We start from the raw sequence: 15009 nt of genomic DNA on the forward strand, positions 1-15009 counted from the left end.
CGAAAACAGGAGGTTGAAATGGTCACGTTAGTTGGAACGCAGTCCGATATCAAAGATCTTGTCAAACAGCTGCTCTATCTGGAGCATGATGCAATTGCAGCGTATGATTCCTGCATCGAAAGACTGGAGAGAAAAGATCTTGCCCATCAGGTCTCTCTCTTCAAGGAAGAGCATCTCCTGCACGTTCAAGTCCTTACAGACATGGCTTTGGAGCTTGGTGTCGAACCGCCAACTGAGGGCGACATGAAACAGTTGCTGACCACAGGCAAAATTGCCATTGCCGACATGATGGGCGACACTGCGATCCTCAAAGCGATGAAAACAAACGAAGACGATACAGTGACCGCCTATGAGCGCGCAGCCCGCCACGAGGATGCCATTCCCGCTACAAAAGCGTTCTTTCTTCAGGCTTACCAAGACGAAGATAAGCATCGGTCGTGGATGGAGACAACTGCGCGGACGCTTTAGGCGTGCGCCTTACGCTCCAGCGAAGGACTGGCATGCAGTCCTTCGCCACCGAGCCGTTGCTATATGCGCCGCGCGCGGGATGATGTTTTGGCAACCAATAAATCCTTCCTAACACGGAACCGTTGCCGCCGAGCGGGGTTCGGTGACCCACGCACGTGAATTCGTATGGACCTATCCATTCCTGTGAATGGCCTTGCGGGTCTGATGACCCGTTTTTGAATGAGCAAAACACCGATCATCATCACTTTGTCTTTGAGGAACGAACATGGCCAAGAAATCCAATTTGACGTCATCGTCCGACAAACGGTCTGTTGCCAATATCCACGACGTCAAAACTGACCGCGGAACGGGGGGCGAACTGCACCAGATCGCAGCCGATGATGCGGCTGTCCTCACAACCGCGCAGGGAGCGCCTGTGTATGATGACCAAAACTCTTTGCGGGTCGGAGCGCGGGGACCCCTCGTTGTCGATGACTTTCATTTTCGCGAGAAAATGTTTCATTTCGACCATGAGCGTATCCCGGAGCGAGTTGTACACGCCCGAGGCTACGGAGCGCACGGATATTTCGAGACATACGACTCTTTAGCGGCCTACACGAAAGCTGACGTTTTCCAGCGCGCCGGCGAAAAAACTCCGGCCTTCGTTAGATTTTCGACGGTTGCCGGCAATAAGGGCAGCGCGGACCTTGCACGCGATGTTCGTGGATTTGCGGTGAAACTCTATACGAATGAGGGCAACTGGGATCTGGTCGGCAACAACATACCCGTCTTCTTCATCCAGGACGCAATCAAGTTTCCAGATTTAATCCACGCCGCGAAGCAGGAACCAGATCGTGCATTCCCGCAGGCGCAGACTGCTCATGATACATTTTGGGATTTTATTAGCCTTACGCCGGAAAGCATGAACATGGTCATGTGGATCATGTCCGACCGAACCATTCCACGGTCTTTGAGATTTATGGAAGGGTTCGGAGTCCACACCTTTCGCCTTGTCAACGCGAAAGGAAACTCAACCTTCGTGAAGTTTCACTGGAAGCCGAAACTGGGACTTCAGTCGGTGGCGTGGAATGAGGCGGTTAAAATAAATGGTGCTGATCCTGATTTCCACCGACGTGATCTTTGGAATGCAATCCAGTCGGGACACTACCCGGAATGGGAATTACAGTTGCAACTGTTTGACCAGGAATTCGCCGATAGTTTCGACTTCGACATTCTTGACCCAACAAAGATCATCCCTGAGGAGGTCCTCAAACCGCAACCCGTCGGTCGGTTGGTCCTGGACCGTATGCCGGACAATTTTTTTGCCGAAACCGAACAGGTTGCGTTCATGACTCAGAACGTTCCGCCCGGAATTGATTTCAGTAACGATCCACTGCTGCAGGGCAGGAATTTTTCCTATCTCGATACACAGCTGAAACGACTGGGCGGACCAAATTTTACGCATTTACCCATCAACGCCCCAAAGTGTCCTTTCGCGCATTTTCAGCAGGACGGCCATATGGCGATGCGTAATCCGACCGGTCGGGCCAACTATCAACCAAACTCGTTCGGTGAGGGACCGCGTGAAAGCCCGGATTGGGGCTTTCAGCACTTTGCTGCGGAGGAGCACGGCACGAAAAGCAGATCGCGACCAGAGAGCTTCGCCGACCATTACAGCCAGGCCCGTCAATTCTACATTAGCCAGACACCTCCTGAGCAACGGCACATCGCTGCAGCTTTGACATTCGAGCTCAGCAAGGTAGAGACACCTCCTATCCGCGAGAGGATGATCTCGCATCTGCGCAATATCGATGAAACTCTCGCTGCAACTGTCTTTCAAAAGCTTGGACTGCAAACCATGCCTAAGGCTGCTGACGCTGCGGTAGCGACAAGGCAAGATCTTGAGCCATCGCCTGCGCTCAGTATCCTTGAGCGTGGCCCTGGTCGCTTTGAGGGCCGCAAACTCGGTATCCTGATTACCGATGGTGTCGATGAAGTATTGCTGCAGGGTCTGATGGAAGCTGTCACATCTGAAAAAGCAACATGTGAGCTTGTGGCGCCCAAGGTGGGAGGTGTGACTTCCTCGAGAGGAACGTTCATTGAAGCCCATCATATGATCGATGGGGGTCCATCCGTCCTCTTTGACGCCGTGGCGCTGCTGACGGCAGATGCCGCAATCGATGATCTTGTTGATGAGGCGACCGCGCGGGACTTCGTCGCGGACGCTTTCCAGCACTGCAAGTTTATTGGCTACGATCCCTCAGCGATACCGTTGCTGGAAAAGGCCGGCATCGCCGACAAGCTAGATGAGGGAGTTATGTCCTTGCCCGGAGAAGACGGTCTTGCAGCTTTTATGACCGAGCTGGGGAAACTGCGGGTCTGGGGTCGTGAACCTTCGCTGAAATTGGGCAAAGCGTCGGTTCCTGTTCGAGAAAACTAGAGGTCTATCTGCACCGTTTGGGGATGTGTCGACGCGAACTGTTGCGGCCCCGAAAAACGGTAGTTGCCACCCTGCGCTTCAAGGCGTCGCTCTCTCTGGAGTGAAGACGCATAACCTAACTTAGGAGGAACTAGAATTGAAAGCTCTAACTTGGCATGGAAGCGGTGACATTCGTTGTGAATCTGTCGACGATCCGACAATCCAGGACGATCGAGACGCTATTATCAAGGTCACCAGTTGTGCGATTTGTGGCTCCGATCTCCATCTGTATGGCGGGTTTGTTCCAGGAATGCATGCCGGCGATGTCATGGGTCACGAGACAATGGGTGAAGTTGTTGAGGTCGGTCGCGGCAACTCCAAACTGAAGGTAGGCGATCGGGTCGTGGTACCATTCACGATTTCATGCGGTGAATGCCGGATGTGTAAGTGGCAGCTGTTTTCGCTGTGCGAACGATCCAATCCCGCGGCCGCAAAGCAGGCCAAGCAGATCGGCTATCCTACCGCAGGCCTGTTCGGTTATTCAGACCTCTATGGCCGTTTTCCCGGTGGTCAGGCGCAGTACTTGCGTGTGCCCTATGCTGACGTTGGTCCAATCAAAGTCCCTGCTGGATTGAGTGATGAGCAAGTCTTGTTTCTCTCGGACATTTTCCCCACTGGATACATGGCGGCCGAGAACTGCAATATCGAACCCGGACAGACTGTGGCCGTCTTTGGTTGTGGGCCTGTCGGCTTGTTTGCCATCCAATCAGCGTTCCTGCTTGGTGCAGGTCGCGTCATCGCGATCGATACCGTTCCCGAACGTCTAGCGCTAGCTGAGGCGGCGGGCGCCGAGACTTTGGACTACGCCGACGAAGATCTCCAGCAGCGCATTCTCGACATGACACAAGGACAGGGACCTGATGCAGTCATTGAAGCTGTGGGGCTCGAAAGCCATGGCGCTGGCGGCGTGATGGAAACGTTGCAATCGAAATTGACGTCCACAGAAAGGCCTTATGCGTTGCAGCAGGCAATAATGGCTTGCCGCCCCGGTGGTACCGTGTCTCTGCCAGGGGTCTTTATCGGTCCAGCTGTGCCGACACCACTAGGCGCATTTGTCGGCAAGGGTCTGACACTCAAGACGGGACAGACCCATGTCCAGCGATACCTAGAGCCCTTGATGAAAATGATCGTGGATGGAAAAATCGATCCGTCCTTTATAATTACGCACCGTATCGGACTTGAAGAGGGACCAGACGCATATAAGAAGTTTCAGGACAAAGCCGATGGCTGCGTAAAAGTCGTGATCCGTCCTAACGGGTGATCAAGTAGAACAGCGCTCCAGTCGCATACGAAGGGGCACTCCGGCCTTGAACCCATTCTGCTTCGTATGGCGGCAATAATTGCGACACCTCGCCCGTCGCCCCCAAGCAGCGCAATTCGTTGTTTCATTGCGCTGCGCAACTTTGCACTTTCTAGCGTTGGTCTGTCGACATGTCCGGCAAGCCGCGCATTAGTAGGCTCGGTTAAATATCGCCCGGACAGTCTACAGTGGCGAGGGGAGTTTTTATGAGGGCCGTTTTTCGTGACCAAGTGGTATCACTTGACAGTGATGCTTTAGAACTCGTTACCGGCTTATGGATTATTTGGTGCCGCGGAAACAATCGTAATCCCGACGAGCTTTTGTCGAACTGCGGAGTTATTCTGAAACGCTTTCGCAACGGTGAAAGCAGTTCGGAGGACCTCGTTCGAGATCTTCGAATTGAGTGGTTCAGGCCCACCTCACGAACGAAGTTGAGCTATAAAATCTGCAGTCTTCGAGATATCCACCTGTGCCGAGAAACGTCCGCTTAGTAATTCGATGGCCGCATCGTGCGTTTCATCTGCCCCGCTGCAAACTGCGTCCTTTAAAACGATCACCTTGTAACCAAGCTCGATCCCTCCGATCGCAGCCGCGAGAACGCAGACATCGGTTTCGCCTCCCGTGATGACAACGGTGTCTACACCTTCTGCGTGGAGCTGTTGATGAAGGTGTCCGCTCGTCCAGGGAGAGTAGGTCAATTTATCAAATATGCGGGCTGGAGGTACAAGATGGGCGAGACCCGGCACTATGTCCAACAGCTCGGTGGCAAGTTCTGCGCGTGTCATCTCGTGCCATTTCTGATAATAGGCCTTCCACATTCCAGGCATATCGTTTGCTCGCTCCGGCGTAATGAAGCGCGTGAATATGGTTCGCTCTGGATAGCGTTCTGAGAGCTCAATGATCTCGCCCGATACGCGGCTCATCCAAGGGACATGCCAAGGGGTATCCTCGGCAAATATCCGTTGCATATCGATGCATAGATGGACCCAATGGTTCATTTTTTCTCCAGAGTGCGCTCGTACTTCATATTCACGCGATCTCAATTGGCACCACGGGCAAGGCACGCTTGTGAGCTGATGCGCGATAGGCTGCTGTGATCTTGTGATGTGCTGAAGGAGATACTGTCTTTCCTTCAAGGAAATCATCGATCTCGTCATAGGTTACACCATAGACGTCTTCGTCCGGCTTTAAGGGGGCGTCGCTCTCAAGGTCGGCGGTTGGGGTCTTAAACACAAGATCATCGGGCGCTCCCAGCTTTTGAGCGACACTGCGTACACGCCGTTTATTAAGTCCAGAAAGCGGAAGAACGTCAGCGGCCCCATCGCCGAATTTCGTGTAAAACCCCATCAACGCCTCCGCGGCATGGTCCGTACCAATAACAAGTCCCTTGCTGGACCCTGCCAGTGCGTATTGGGCGATCATGCGTTGTCTGGCTTTGATGTTGCCGAGATGAAAGTGATGACGTGGTCCTGAAAGCAGATCTTTGGCATCAACGTTTACAGCCTCCATCATTGCGTCAGTGGCGGCTTTGATATCAATTGTCACTATCCTGTCGGGGTTGATCACGGATAAGCATTTTTGGGCATCCTGCTCGTCTGCTTGCGTGCCGTACGGGAGCCGCACCGCAAAAAATTGAGCGTCGTATCCGCTCTCACGCATGGAACGAATGGCTCGTTGTGACATAAGTCCGGCGGTCAATGAATCGACTCCGCCGCTGATGCCAAGGACCAAGGCTTTTGATCCAGAGGACCGGACGTAATCTTTTAAAAAATTTAGTCGGCGCTCGATTTCGAGTGATACATCAAATGTCATTGCAACCCCGAGCGCACTGATGATGTTGTTTTGCTCGTCCTTCATGTGCTTTTGCTCCGGTAGTGCTATGGCGGGAGGATTTCTCCCATCTGATCAATTGCAGGAGCTCTCACCCTACCTCCGATGTAGGTCTATAGAGACTGACCTACGTGTAAAAAGGGAATGTCTCCACTGGAGACGTGCCAATTTACCATCGAGATCCAAGTATACGGGTGAAAGGTATCCTGGCATGATCCGAACCTCGTGATGGAAAGTTTGTTCCCAAAATTGATCGGAGGTTTACAGTGAATGACTGGGTTGCGCACCGCCCAGTGGGTATGGGGGCGAGAAGCTCGCTTTAAGGACAAGCACCCTTTCTGAACTCGATCATGAATCTCCTAGGCGGCTTATCGGTAAACAACAAATGGTTTGGCATTCCGATTGAGTATTCCAAGAAATGAACGATGCTTGGCGCCCGGCTTGTTGTTATCGATCTCTGTTAAGGATTTGATCCTGACGACGGCCGTCCAGATCCTGCGACTGACGCATGTCACGGTTGGCTTTATCGTTTGCTTCGTCTACCGTAACTTGATGACCTGGGGGCAGGATATGGTCTTTCAGGCTGTCGGGAAGCTCAGAATCCAGATCGTACGAACGGACCCTGCCAGAGCGTGTTCCCGCGGTGCGTGAGAACTACCAACGCCTGGGTTTGTGTCTGTTGGATCTGCGGCAAACGCATCGTCCGTCGCGTCTTCCGTTTGTTGGATGCGGTCGGCGTTAGCGATAGTTGAAGCTGGGTCACTTTTCAGCTGCTTGAATTCCGAAATCGAGATGTTGGCATCCCAGCCTTCGCTACTCCACACATCAGCTCGATCGTCTAGGTTGATCGTGCCCTCATCGTCCAGGATAGCGTGGGCGGTTTCGTAGTGTTCTCTTTCGACACTAAAGGAGACGAGGAAACCGCCACGCGTCAATCCTTCCGCATAGGTTGCTCTGTCGTCATCCGGAAAGAACCAATCCTCCAAATTCGCCCAAAAGTTTGATCAGCCATGACGGTGGCGTTCTCGCTGGATTCGTATCCGGGAAGTAGTCGCACCTCGGTGATTCCAGCTTCCTTCAGTCGGTCGATGACCTTATCGGCATCGCCTTGGCTATCAAACAAAGCGGTCAGGTTGCTCGTAGTACCTGCATTTCGGGATAGGAACCGGCATTGTTGACGTTGTCGTTCATCGAAATTCTCCTGCTGTTGTAAACAAACAAACCGGATGCGAAGCATTCTGGTTCATCAGCTTCAGTTGTTCTTTAACGGATCATGTCCCCAGTTCATGAGGGAGTGTCGCCAAGGCGAATGTTCCTTGTCGTCTTTCGGTCCGCCTTGTTTGAGGTGACGATGAACAAATCTGATGACTTTGCGCATGTGTTCGTAGTCGTGCTGAGTCAGTTCATCTTTCTTCTTACGTTTTATCTCCACGATGCGGCGACCTGAATGATGACCAATTGTTTCATCACCGCCATCTTTCCACCCGCTCTCCCGGCTGTCGTCGGTATTGAGCCACGTATCAAGAGAAGCTGGCGTCATGTTCACAGCATCCTGAAAATCGTTCCAAATCCGCTCGAGGTCTTGTTTTTGGGCCGTCTGATCCTCCTTGTGTGCTTGGCAAGCTAATCCGCGGGGGCCGGCGAGTGTTCCACACAGCTTTTCTTCGCCGGTCTATCCTCGTTTGAAACGTCTTGGGTCGTTGCGCGTTGTTGGAAAGGAGGCGCGATGACTGAGAAACAGGAAGAAGATAAGCCAACGATCGAAATTGTGTCTTTCCCTTTCGACCACATGACGGTCGTCAGATTCCGAGAGACGTTTCCAACCGCACGATGGGATGATCAACTTCAAGCCTGGAAGGTCAAAGGGACGACCGCTCGACGACGCTTTGATCGCTGGCTGGCATCCGAGGCAGACCGTCGTTCACCGCACGAACAGGAGCGTGGTCGCGACGCGTATGCTTTTGAACCAATCCTCTCCTCCTATCTCGACGTAATTGATATCGGCTTCCGCGTACGTACGCCGTTTTCGAGGACTGTTGTGGAGGAATTGCGCCAGATACCTTTCGCCAGATGGAACGCTGGCGATAAAGCATGGCACGTACCATATGCGTCTTACGACGATCTCCAACATCGTTGGGAAGCGATCGAAGAGGCTGCAAAGAGAGCAGAGCCCGATGAGCGTCGAAAACGTGCTGAGGCACGAAAGGGCACCGAGGAGGAGGCTAGGGCCAAGCGTCGCACGACGGAGCGGCGTAAGCGTCGACTGCCGGTACCCAGCGACGATCTTCCTCCGCTCCATCGGCCTGTGGCGACACAAGCATTCGGCGTTGTGGTGATAATTGATGTTACCGGTGAGATCGTCGATCTGTCAGAAGTTCTGGAACAGTATCCCCATGCAGACGACGAACATGTGTGGGCCCTTTGGCGGCTGCCAACGCTTGAGGAACTCGTGCACACATGGCCGGCGAAATCCGAGATGCGGCAAGAGGAGAAAGATCGAGGCTGGTGGCAGCCCACACTTGAAGAATTGCGAAAGGCGCGACGCGCCGCGAAATCCCGTGAACGGCGAATTTCTGAAGTCGTCGAAAAACCAGATTAGAGGGTCTGGGCCGATGATGCAGTTTCGGAATTGGAAGTTTGGTTTAAGTCAGTGCTGTGTTCCCAAATTGGGTTCATCGGCGTCGAAATTGCCATTACTGGCAGCATCGTACTTATCGACGCTTTTGCCGCCACCCCGCGTACCGAACGCGGTCAACTGCACCATTATTCCACGAGCACGATCAACCACGTCGACTTCATCAAGGTCATCATCGCCAGCGACTTGCACGGTTGCGACATCGCCGTCGTCGCCGATGAACTCAATTTTCCAGTAGTTATCCAAATGCTCTATGTAGGTCTCAGTGAGATGCATTTTAACTCGCCTTTTGGCTTCGAGTTCTTTCTCCAGCGACTTCTTCAGAGCGTCCATAATGTTGATGACATTGCTGGACTCTGCGGTGGACTTAGCCTTACGCGTATTGGTTTTTGATTTGAACGATCTTCTTGGTCTTAATGAGCTCGGTAAGGGTTTCCTGCATAGGATCGCCCGAGGTGAACCAAATTAACCTAATGCCCAGTGTTTGCCAGAAAGCATCAACGCAACCATCGCCGTGCTTCGGAGTTCAATCCTTCAGATCATCTGGAGGAAAAGTGATGACAAAGAGAGAGCTGATCGATACCGAAAATGACAAACGATATGTGCGTCGTGACGAAGATGGCAAGTTTAAGAAAACCGTCGATGTTGGACGGTCACTTTCGGCTGACAAGCGTCACGATGCAAAAAATGACGCCAAGCCGGGCCAGGGTGACAAGGGCGACCACAAGCGTTGATTCATGAATGAAGATCGCGACGTTCAATGTAAACGGAATAGGCGGTCGACTTGACCTTTTGCTTCGATGGCTGGAAGAGGCATCTCCCAACGTGGTTTGTCTTCAGGAACTGAAAGCACAGGACACGCGGTTTCCTCTACTTGCCATTGAAGCTGCTGGATACGGTGCGGTATGGCACGGACAAAAATCCTGGAACGGGGTAGCTATACTCGCTAAGGGTCAGGAGCCGTTGCTAACTCGCAGAGGTCTGCCTGGCGAAGCCGAAGATAGTCAGTCTCGCTACATCGAGGCGGTCGTTGATGGTGTATTGGTCGGTAATCTTTACCTTCCGAACGGCAATCCATACCCGGGGCCAAAGTTCGACTATAAGCTGAGATGGTTCAAGCGGTTGCAGGACTACGCAGAGGAGTTGCTGGAACTGGAAATCCCTGTCGTGCTAGCGGGCGATTACAATGTCGTGCCCACCGAGCGGGACGTTTACAAACCAGAGCGATGGAAGAACGATGCACTATTCCGCACCGAGGTGCGTAAGGCTTACGAACTACTTTTGAATGAGGGATGGACTGACGCTCTACGAGCCCTCCATCCCAATGAGACGATCTACACGTTCTGGCACTATTTTCGAGATGCATATGCCCGAAACGCTGGCCTGCGGATTGATCATTTACTTCTTGATCCAACCACTGCGGAAAGACTGGTTAAGGCTGAAGTTGACCGCCACGTCAGAGGTTGGGAGCATGCCAGCGATCACGCGCCAGTTTGGATTGAAATTGAAGACGCACCGTTGAACAAAGGAAGCGGCTATGACCGATCTGTTAAAAGCGGACCTCAAACTCAAGCTCGAGGAGTTGATCGACGCATACGTCGTAAACGGGATGAAGCCGGCTGACGTTATTGCGCTTGCTCAACAGCAACTGCGCGAACTCAGCAAAGCCTACGACAAGGATCCAGATCCAGCAGATGACAACGTCGCTGAGGTCGACGAGCCGGCAAATGACTGGCCAGGAGCGGATCAGGAGTAAGGGCTATTCCTTGTATTCTATAAGCTTGCCTCACGTGAGCGCCATCTCGTTCTCACATATTTCCCGGGCGTAGACGGGTCGGTTTTATCGCCTAAAACAAACTCTTTTGTTCGACAGGTTCACCTGACTTGTTGACGATGGTCGAACCGTAAGGCTCACGTGACGCGATAATGAGACCATCGTCCGGCAGTGAACACGCCAAAGCTTTCGCCTCATTCCACACCGCATGCATCCAGATGTCTGTTTCCTCTTTGGTGAGCAGCAGCACCGGCATAGCCTTTTCATGGATGGGCCGCACAAGTTCGTTCGGATCTGTCGTCAGGAAATGTGCTCAAAACCATTCGGCATGAGCTTACCCTCATCCGCACCATGAAGTACGCGCCGTACTTTCGCTCGGGCCGACCATCAGCCTCTTTTGGCAATCGTCGGCCAGCAGGCTAGAGGTGCCATAGGTGGCCATTATCAACAGGAAGTCGACTTGGCTTCATTATTGAAGGATGTCGCCGGAGACTTCGTCCATCAAGCCTCAACGCCCGATCAGGTTCGCCTGCCTTCGACCGTTTGGTCTTCTCAAAAGTGATGCAATTTTTTTTGTTACCAATCTTGAAATGAAAAATCTGCAAAACCAAATCGATTGTCGCCAGCCGCTCAATGAGGGCTGGCTTCGCTGGGAGCCAGGATTTGGCACCCTGTAACCATGTTGCTTTCAGGAGGATATGGCTATGGCAACATCTTACGACTTCGCACCACTCTTCCGCTCTAGCGTCGGCTTCGACAGAGTGTTCAATCTGCTCGAAAATGCACAGCGCGCCCGGTCGATCAGCGATTGGCCGCCTTATGATATTATCAAGACTGGCGACGATACCTACCGGATCGCGATAGCGGTGGCTGGGTTTGCCGAGGATGATCTCGACATGACGTTCCAATCCAACCTACTCACAGTCAAGGGTAAAAAGCAGGAAGAATCCTCGGAAGGTTATATCCACCGCGGTATTGCCGGGCGTCCGTTCGAACACCGGTTCGAGCTCGCCGACCACGTGAGAGTGAACGGCGCGGAACTTAGCAACGGCCTCCTGTTGATCGAGCTCGTTCGTGAGATCCCCGAGGCATTGAAACCACGAAAGATCGAAATCACGAAGGTGTCTGAACTGGCGTCTCTTCCGCCGGTCCAGATCGAAGCGCAGAAGGCTGCATAAGTCTTGGTTGAAATACGGGGCGTCACCATGGTGACGCCTCTACATCGGGGTTGGGAAGGAGAGAGTGATGAAACCCGATATGTTCCGACAACCCGTTAACATTCTTGTGGGTCTAGGATTTCCTACAGAGATAAAAGGCGCCCTAGATGCATACCGACACCTAAGTGAATGGCCGCCCCAATTTAGAGATATAACGCACTCCGTTGCCTTGAAGGCGTGTAAGGCAGCCGTCTGTGGCCAGATCGAAGCAGAGACGGCTCGCGGACTGTACAAGGCGTTTGCCGAAAAGCACGATCTAATTGCTCCCGAAGTGTCCCTTGGTGCAACGAAACGCCGTGGCGGCTGCAATCCCCATGCGCGGTAATCCGTGCCCTCACCAAACCACCGCCTGCCTTTCACAGCGCTATCTCTGTCTGCTCGTGTTACATAAGACACGTCTATGATTGTTTGCGGGAGAGAACTCCCGTCGTCCGCCGCTGATGACGACGTTAAAGGTCGCAGCGGTGGTCACGACTTATGGTCGCCCTTGTCACCTTCGCCTGGCTTTGCTTCATGTTTAGCAGCATGACGCTTGTCGGCTGAAAGAGATTTGCCGACATCGACCGATTCCTTAAACTGGCCATTGTCATCTCGGCGAACGTAACGCTTGTCCGTTCCTGTGTCGATAAATTCGCGCTTGCTCATCGGTTTCTCCCTTGGAAAATGGGCCGCCTTTGGAGCGACCCATATTTTGGTCTCAAGCTTTTTTTGGGCCCTTGGCATTTGCCGAAGCTTTAGCGAGGTGGGTCAGTTTTTTGTCAGTCGCTTCTTCCTCTTGCAGGTTTTGCTGCAACAGGGGAACCGCATCAGTAAGACCGAGCTGTTTTGCCCATTCGATCAAAGTGCCATAACGAGCAATCTCGTAGTGCTCGACTGCCTGCGCCGACGAAATCAAGCCTGCGTCCAAGGCGGGACTGTCCTTAAAGTCGTCGATAATTTCCTCACCCTCAGCGATGATGCCTTGGATAGCTTCGCAGGTTTTCCCGCGCGCGGCTTTGCCAAGCAACTCGAACACTTGTTCCAGCCGCTCAATTTGACCTTGCGTCTCATCTCGGTGCTGTAGGAAACCGGCTTTGCCTTCCTCGGACTGCGCAGCTCTCGCCATTTTTGGAAGAGTCTTCAAGATTTGCTTTTCAGCGTAGTAAATGTCCTTGAGTGTATCGAGAAACAGATCGTCCAATGTTTTTGTCGTAGCCATCTCTAACCTCTTTAGTGAATGGAAATAATTGAACTCTTGGCAACGACAAAGGGTTCCGGGAGTGGCCAGTATTCCTGCGCAGTGTTCGAACCACTGGGTTCCTGATTGATTTTTCGGTTTTGGCGAATACGTTACTGGCCATAAGTTGAAGCTGGAAGTTAAAGAGGAACAACCGTGTCAGGGCTATATTGAAATGTTGTCCTGCACCGCTTTCCATCAGATGTGTTTGAGGAACTGACACCGCAGTTGTAGTATAGACGACGGCCCACCAGACTCGGCGTACCTCCCGCCCGTCACCGTCGTTGGGTTTGTCCGTAAGCGAGGCCAACTAAGAGAGTTACTGCGCTACATGTCAGAACTGTAAGTAGAGGTTTGCGACGAATGGCTACCCGCGCCTGCGCCACCACATCCACCACTTCATCGACCGCCTTGGTCTTAAGTTCAAGTCCTGCTGTTTTCATCCGATTTTGAAGACTGAAATACTCTTCCCTGAGTGCCGCCAGTTCCTCTTCCGCAAAGGAGACATCACGATCTCGAACGCTTGCCAGGGCCTGATCAACCAACGGGGTCTCGTCATCAATGTCGGATTTCTCGATTTCTGTCGGGCTCTGAGATCCGTACGGCCGCTTGTCGACCTCACTAAACGAGTTCTCAGTTCTGCTAGGTTCGTTCGAATTCGGTAATTGCTCCATCGCACACCTCCATTTCGAACTGAAACTCCTAACAGAGCTCGCGAGTTCCGGGGTCAGACCTCGTGGCGGTTGGTTGCCAATGTAAGTGGTTCATTCTGCGAAGCGCAAATCGTGACTTTGCTAGCGGTTTCATTGCCTCCGGGATTTCACGTCTGAGACTGATCCTCAGCAAAACTTTGCCAAGCAACGCACCTTGAAGCTGAACATAATCAGCGAGTTCGAAGGCGGGTGCTCAAGTTAAAGCGTCCCGTGCCTGGGGTTTTCGCCCGCCAGACCAAGGAGCCCTCTGAACGGGCATCTGTCGCGCCAGCTCATATTGAAGCGCAGAGGGTTGTCTAAGTTTTTAGGCTGGTCGATAGGTGCGGGCAAATATATACCTCACGTTTTCGGGCCCTCACAAAAAAGCGCGTCTCTTTTGAGAGACGCGTTAAGGTTCCAACGGGCGCCACATACGAGTTCACCGCAGCGTGGCAAAAATCTAACTCTAACGGAAGGGTTGGGTTCCAACGCATTAACGACTGTACCCGAGCTGTGAGCCCAACGGTCGTCTGGAAGCCGCCTCAATTTCGTCAGATCATGATCTCTCCGCCTGTCACGGGAATGACGGCTCCCGTCATGTAGCTTCCGAGTTCAGACGCGAGCAGAACGTAAGCCCCCACCAACTCTGCTGGCTGCCCGGCCCGCCCTATAAGTGTGTTCTTTCCAAATTTGGCAGCCTTCTCGGCTGACATAGTGGAAGGTATAAGCGGCGTCCAAATAGGACCAGGTGCGACCGCATTCACGCGAATGCCTTTTTCCGCAAGCATCTCGGCAAGACCCGCGGTGAAGTTTGAAATAGCGCCTTTGGTGGAGGCATATGCCAGTAGCTGAGGCGACGGCTGCCGCGACTGGATAGAGGTTGTGTTGATAATTGAGCTACCAGGCTTCATGTGGGGAACGGCGGCCTTCGACAGGAAGAACGGCGCGTAGATGTTGGTGCGGAACGTTTCGTCCCATTCTTCAGCGGTGATGTCAGCTATATCAGAATAGGTGCGTTGGAATGCAGCGTTGTTGACAAGGATGTCGATGCCACCGAGTTCATCGACGGCGCGCTTCACGATATCGTCGCAATGTCGCTCGGATTTAATATCGCCTGGAACGATTATAGCTTTACGTCCCGCTTCCTCAACCCACTTCGCGGTGTCGCGGGCGTCGTCATCCTCGTTGAGGTAGGAAATAACGACATCGGCGCCTTCTCGGGCAAAAGCAATGGCGACGGCCTTGCCGATCCCGGAATCAGCGCCCGTGATGAGGGCGACTTTGCCCGTGAGCTTACCGTCGCCCGTGTAGGACTTTTCACCATGGTCAGGAACAGGTTCCATCTTGTTAGTCTTGCCTGGTGGCTCCTGCTGCTGTTCTGGATATGGCGGGGTAGGGTATCGTGTATCTTCCATCACG

Annotated in this window: 18 protein-coding genes and 2 pseudogenes; 9 read left to right on the top strand and 11 right to left on the bottom strand. The window is 52.9% G+C overall.

The window, feature by feature from the left end:
• Nucleotides 1-18: 18 nt before the first annotated feature.
• The 3 genes from IB237_RS25685 (at nt 19) to IB237_RS25695 (ending at nt 4187) form a co-directional block, all read left to right on the top strand.
• Nucleotides 19-468 carry a DUF2383 domain-containing protein gene (locus IB237_RS25685; protein WP_192491597.1) on the top strand — a complete coding sequence of 150 codons (450 nt, stop codon included), beginning with the start codon at nt 19-21 and terminating at the stop codon, nt 466-468.
• Nucleotides 469-733: 265 nt separating this feature from the next.
• Nucleotides 734-2887: a catalase C gene (catE, locus tag IB237_RS25690; RefSeq protein ID WP_192491598.1), complete on the top strand. Its 2154-nt coding sequence runs from the start codon at nt 734-736 to the stop codon at nt 2885-2887.
• 136 nt (nt 2888-3023) lie between these two features.
• Entirely contained in the window at nt 3024-4187 is a 1164-nt protein-coding gene (locus IB237_RS25695) for a zinc-dependent alcohol dehydrogenase (RefSeq protein WP_192491599.1), read from the top strand.
• A gap of 458 nt (nt 4188-4645) precedes the next feature.
• Here IB237_RS25695 and IB237_RS25700 read toward each other — a convergent pair whose 3' ends face one another.
• The 4 genes from IB237_RS25700 to IB237_RS25715 form a co-directional block, all read right to left on the bottom strand.
• Nucleotides 4646-5224, bottom strand: a complete 579-nt coding sequence (locus IB237_RS25700) for a cysteine hydrolase family protein (protein ID WP_192491600.1) — start codon at nt 5222-5224, stop codon at nt 4646-4648.
• Nucleotides 5225-5255: 31 nt separating this feature from the next.
• Nucleotides 5256-6083, bottom strand: coding sequence for an ammonia-dependent NAD(+) synthetase (gene nadE, locus IB237_RS25705; protein ID WP_192491601.1), 828 nt, complete (start codon nt 6081-6083; stop codon nt 5256-5258).
• Between the two features lie 551 nt (nt 6084-6634).
• Nucleotides 6635-7042: a hypothetical protein gene (locus IB237_RS25710; protein ID WP_192491602.1), complete on the bottom strand. Its 408-nt coding sequence runs from the start codon at nt 7040-7042 to the stop codon at nt 6635-6637.
• A 266-nt stretch (nt 7043-7308) separates the two neighbouring features.
• On the bottom strand, nt 7309-7626 hold the full coding sequence (locus tag IB237_RS25715) for a DUF3140 domain-containing protein (protein WP_371815416.1): 318 nt from the start codon (nt 7624-7626) through the stop codon (nt 7309-7311).
• 156 nt (nt 7627-7782) lie between these two features.
• Between IB237_RS25715 and IB237_RS25720 the strand changes: the two genes are divergently transcribed.
• On the top strand, nt 7783-8655 hold the full coding sequence (locus IB237_RS25720; RefSeq protein ID WP_192491604.1) for a hypothetical protein: 873 nt from the start codon (nt 7783-7785) through the stop codon (nt 8653-8655).
• Nucleotides 8656-8703: 48 nt separating this feature from the next.
• On the opposite strand, the gene IB237_RS25725 is transcribed toward IB237_RS25720, so the two are convergent.
• Complete coding sequence (locus IB237_RS25725; protein WP_371815412.1) at nt 8704-9024, bottom strand: hypothetical protein; 321 nt, start codon at nt 9022-9024, stop codon at nt 8704-8706.
• 224 nt (nt 9025-9248) lie between these two features.
• On the opposite strand from IB237_RS25725, the gene IB237_RS25730 reads away from it, so the two are divergent.
• From IB237_RS25730 to IB237_RS25740, 3 genes are read left to right on the top strand one after another with little or no spacing between them, the layout of a single operon-like run.
• Entirely contained in the window at nt 9249-9425 is a 177-nt protein-coding gene (locus IB237_RS25730) for a hypothetical protein (protein ID WP_192491605.1), read from the top strand.
• Nucleotides 9426-9432: 7 nt separating this feature from the next.
• Nucleotides 9433-10314 (top strand): exodeoxyribonuclease III, encoded by an 882-nt coding sequence (gene xth, locus IB237_RS25735; protein ID WP_192491606.1) that lies wholly within the window; start codon nt 9433-9435, stop codon nt 10312-10314.
• Nucleotides 10301-10447: a hypothetical protein gene (locus IB237_RS25740; RefSeq protein WP_246788321.1), complete on the top strand. Its 147-nt coding sequence runs from the start codon at nt 10301-10303 to the stop codon at nt 10445-10447. The genes xth and IB237_RS25740 overlap by 14 nt, the downstream gene beginning before the upstream one ends.
• A 91-nt stretch (nt 10448-10538) precedes the next feature.
• Here the strand turns inward: IB237_RS25740 and IB237_RS25745 are convergent.
• Nucleotides 10539-10772: pseudogene (locus IB237_RS25745) on the bottom strand (SOS response-associated peptidase); the annotation flags it as partial.
• A gap of 397 nt (nt 10773-11169) precedes the next feature.
• Between IB237_RS25745 and IB237_RS25750 the strand changes: the two are divergent.
• Both IB237_RS25750 and IB237_RS25755 read left to right on the top strand, forming a co-directional pair.
• The gene (locus IB237_RS25750; protein WP_192491608.1) at nt 11170-11643 is read left to right on the top strand and encodes an Hsp20 family protein; all 474 of its coding nucleotides are present in this window, start codon (nt 11170-11172) and stop codon (nt 11641-11643) included.
• 67 nt (nt 11644-11710) lie between these two features.
• Nucleotides 11711-12007, top strand: a complete 297-nt coding sequence (locus tag IB237_RS25755) for a DUF982 domain-containing protein (RefSeq protein ID WP_192491609.1) — start codon at nt 11711-11713, stop codon at nt 12005-12007.
• Between the two features lie 143 nt (nt 12008-12150).
• Here IB237_RS25755 and IB237_RS25760 read toward each other — a convergent pair whose 3' ends face one another.
• The 5 genes and pseudogenes from IB237_RS25760 to IB237_RS25775 all read right to left on the bottom strand — a co-directional run bounded on the left by IB237_RS25760 (nt 12151) and on the right by IB237_RS25775 (nt 15005).
• The gene (locus IB237_RS25760) at nt 12151-12327 is read right to left on the bottom strand and encodes a hypothetical protein (RefSeq protein WP_192489480.1); all 177 of its coding nucleotides are present in this window, start codon (nt 12325-12327) and stop codon (nt 12151-12153) included.
• Nucleotides 12328-12379: 52 nt separating this feature from the next.
• A complete protein-coding gene (locus IB237_RS25765) occupies nt 12380-12880 on the bottom strand; it encodes a ferritin-like domain-containing protein (protein ID WP_192491610.1) in 501 nt (166 codons plus the stop codon).
• A gap of 293 nt (nt 12881-13173) precedes the next feature.
• Nucleotides 13174-13572 carry a hypothetical protein gene (locus IB237_RS25770; RefSeq protein WP_192491611.1) on the bottom strand — a complete coding sequence of 133 codons (399 nt, stop codon included), beginning with the start codon at nt 13570-13572 and terminating at the stop codon, nt 13174-13176.
• 28 nt (nt 13573-13600) lie between these two features.
• A pseudogene (locus IB237_RS26375) lies at nt 13601-13795 on the bottom strand (hypothetical protein); the annotation flags it as partial.
• A 346-nt stretch (nt 13796-14141) separates the two neighbouring features.
• Complete coding sequence (locus IB237_RS25775; RefSeq protein ID WP_192491612.1) at nt 14142-15005, bottom strand: SDR family oxidoreductase; 864 nt, start codon at nt 15003-15005, stop codon at nt 14142-14144.
• Nucleotides 15006-15009: the final 4 nt, after the last annotated feature.

It is taken from the genome of Agrobacterium sp. AGB01 (assembly GCF_014851585.1).
In the GTDB taxonomy this organism is placed as follows: domain Bacteria; phylum Pseudomonadota; class Alphaproteobacteria; order Rhizobiales; family Rhizobiaceae; genus Agrobacterium.

What these genes read in the sequence shown, in the direction of transcription:
- IB237_RS25685 (WP_192491597.1), top strand. Translation starts at nt 19, where the DNA reads ATGGTCACGTTAGTTGGAACGCAGTCCGATATCAAAGATCTTGTCAAA.
- catE (WP_192491598.1), top strand. Translation starts at nt 734, where the DNA reads ATGGCCAAGAAATCCAATTTGACGTCATCGTCCGACAAACGGTCTGTT.
- IB237_RS25700 (WP_192491600.1), bottom strand. Translation starts at nt 5,224, where the DNA reads ATGAACCATTGGGTCCATCTATGCATCGATATGCAACGGATATTTGCC.
- nadE (WP_192491601.1), bottom strand. Translation starts at nt 6,083, where the DNA reads ATGAAGGACGAGCAAAACAACATCATCAGTGCGCTCGGGGTTGCAATG.
- IB237_RS25720 (WP_192491604.1), top strand. Translation starts at nt 7,783, where the DNA reads ATGACTGAGAAACAGGAAGAAGATAAGCCAACGATCGAAATTGTGTCT.
- IB237_RS25725 (WP_371815412.1), bottom strand. Translation starts at nt 9,024, where the DNA reads ATGGACGCTCTGAAGAAGTCGCTGGAGAAAGAACTCGAAGCCAAAAGG.
- IB237_RS25730 (WP_192491605.1), top strand. Translation starts at nt 9,249, where the DNA reads ATGACAAAGAGAGAGCTGATCGATACCGAAAATGACAAACGATATGTG.
- xth (WP_192491606.1), top strand. Translation starts at nt 9,433, where the DNA reads ATGAAGATCGCGACGTTCAATGTAAACGGAATAGGCGGTCGACTTGAC.
- IB237_RS25740 (WP_246788321.1), top strand. Translation starts at nt 10,301, where the DNA reads ATGAAGCCGGCTGACGTTATTGCGCTTGCTCAACAGCAACTGCGCGAA.
- IB237_RS25750 (WP_192491608.1), top strand. Translation starts at nt 11,170, where the DNA reads ATGGCAACATCTTACGACTTCGCACCACTCTTCCGCTCTAGCGTCGGC.
- IB237_RS25755 (WP_192491609.1), top strand. Translation starts at nt 11,711, where the DNA reads ATGAAACCCGATATGTTCCGACAACCCGTTAACATTCTTGTGGGTCTA.
- IB237_RS25760 (WP_192489480.1), bottom strand. Translation starts at nt 12,327, where the DNA reads ATGAGCAAGCGCGAATTTATCGACACAGGAACGGACAAGCGTTACGTT.
- IB237_RS25765 (WP_192491610.1), bottom strand. Translation starts at nt 12,880, where the DNA reads ATGGCTACGACAAAAACATTGGACGATCTGTTTCTCGATACACTCAAG.
- IB237_RS25770 (WP_192491611.1), bottom strand. Translation starts at nt 13,572, where the DNA reads ATGGAGCAATTACCGAATTCGAACGAACCTAGCAGAACTGAGAACTCG.
- IB237_RS25775 (WP_192491612.1), bottom strand. Translation starts at nt 15,005, where the DNA reads ATGGAAGATACACGATACCCTACCCCGCCATATCCAGAACAGCAGCAG.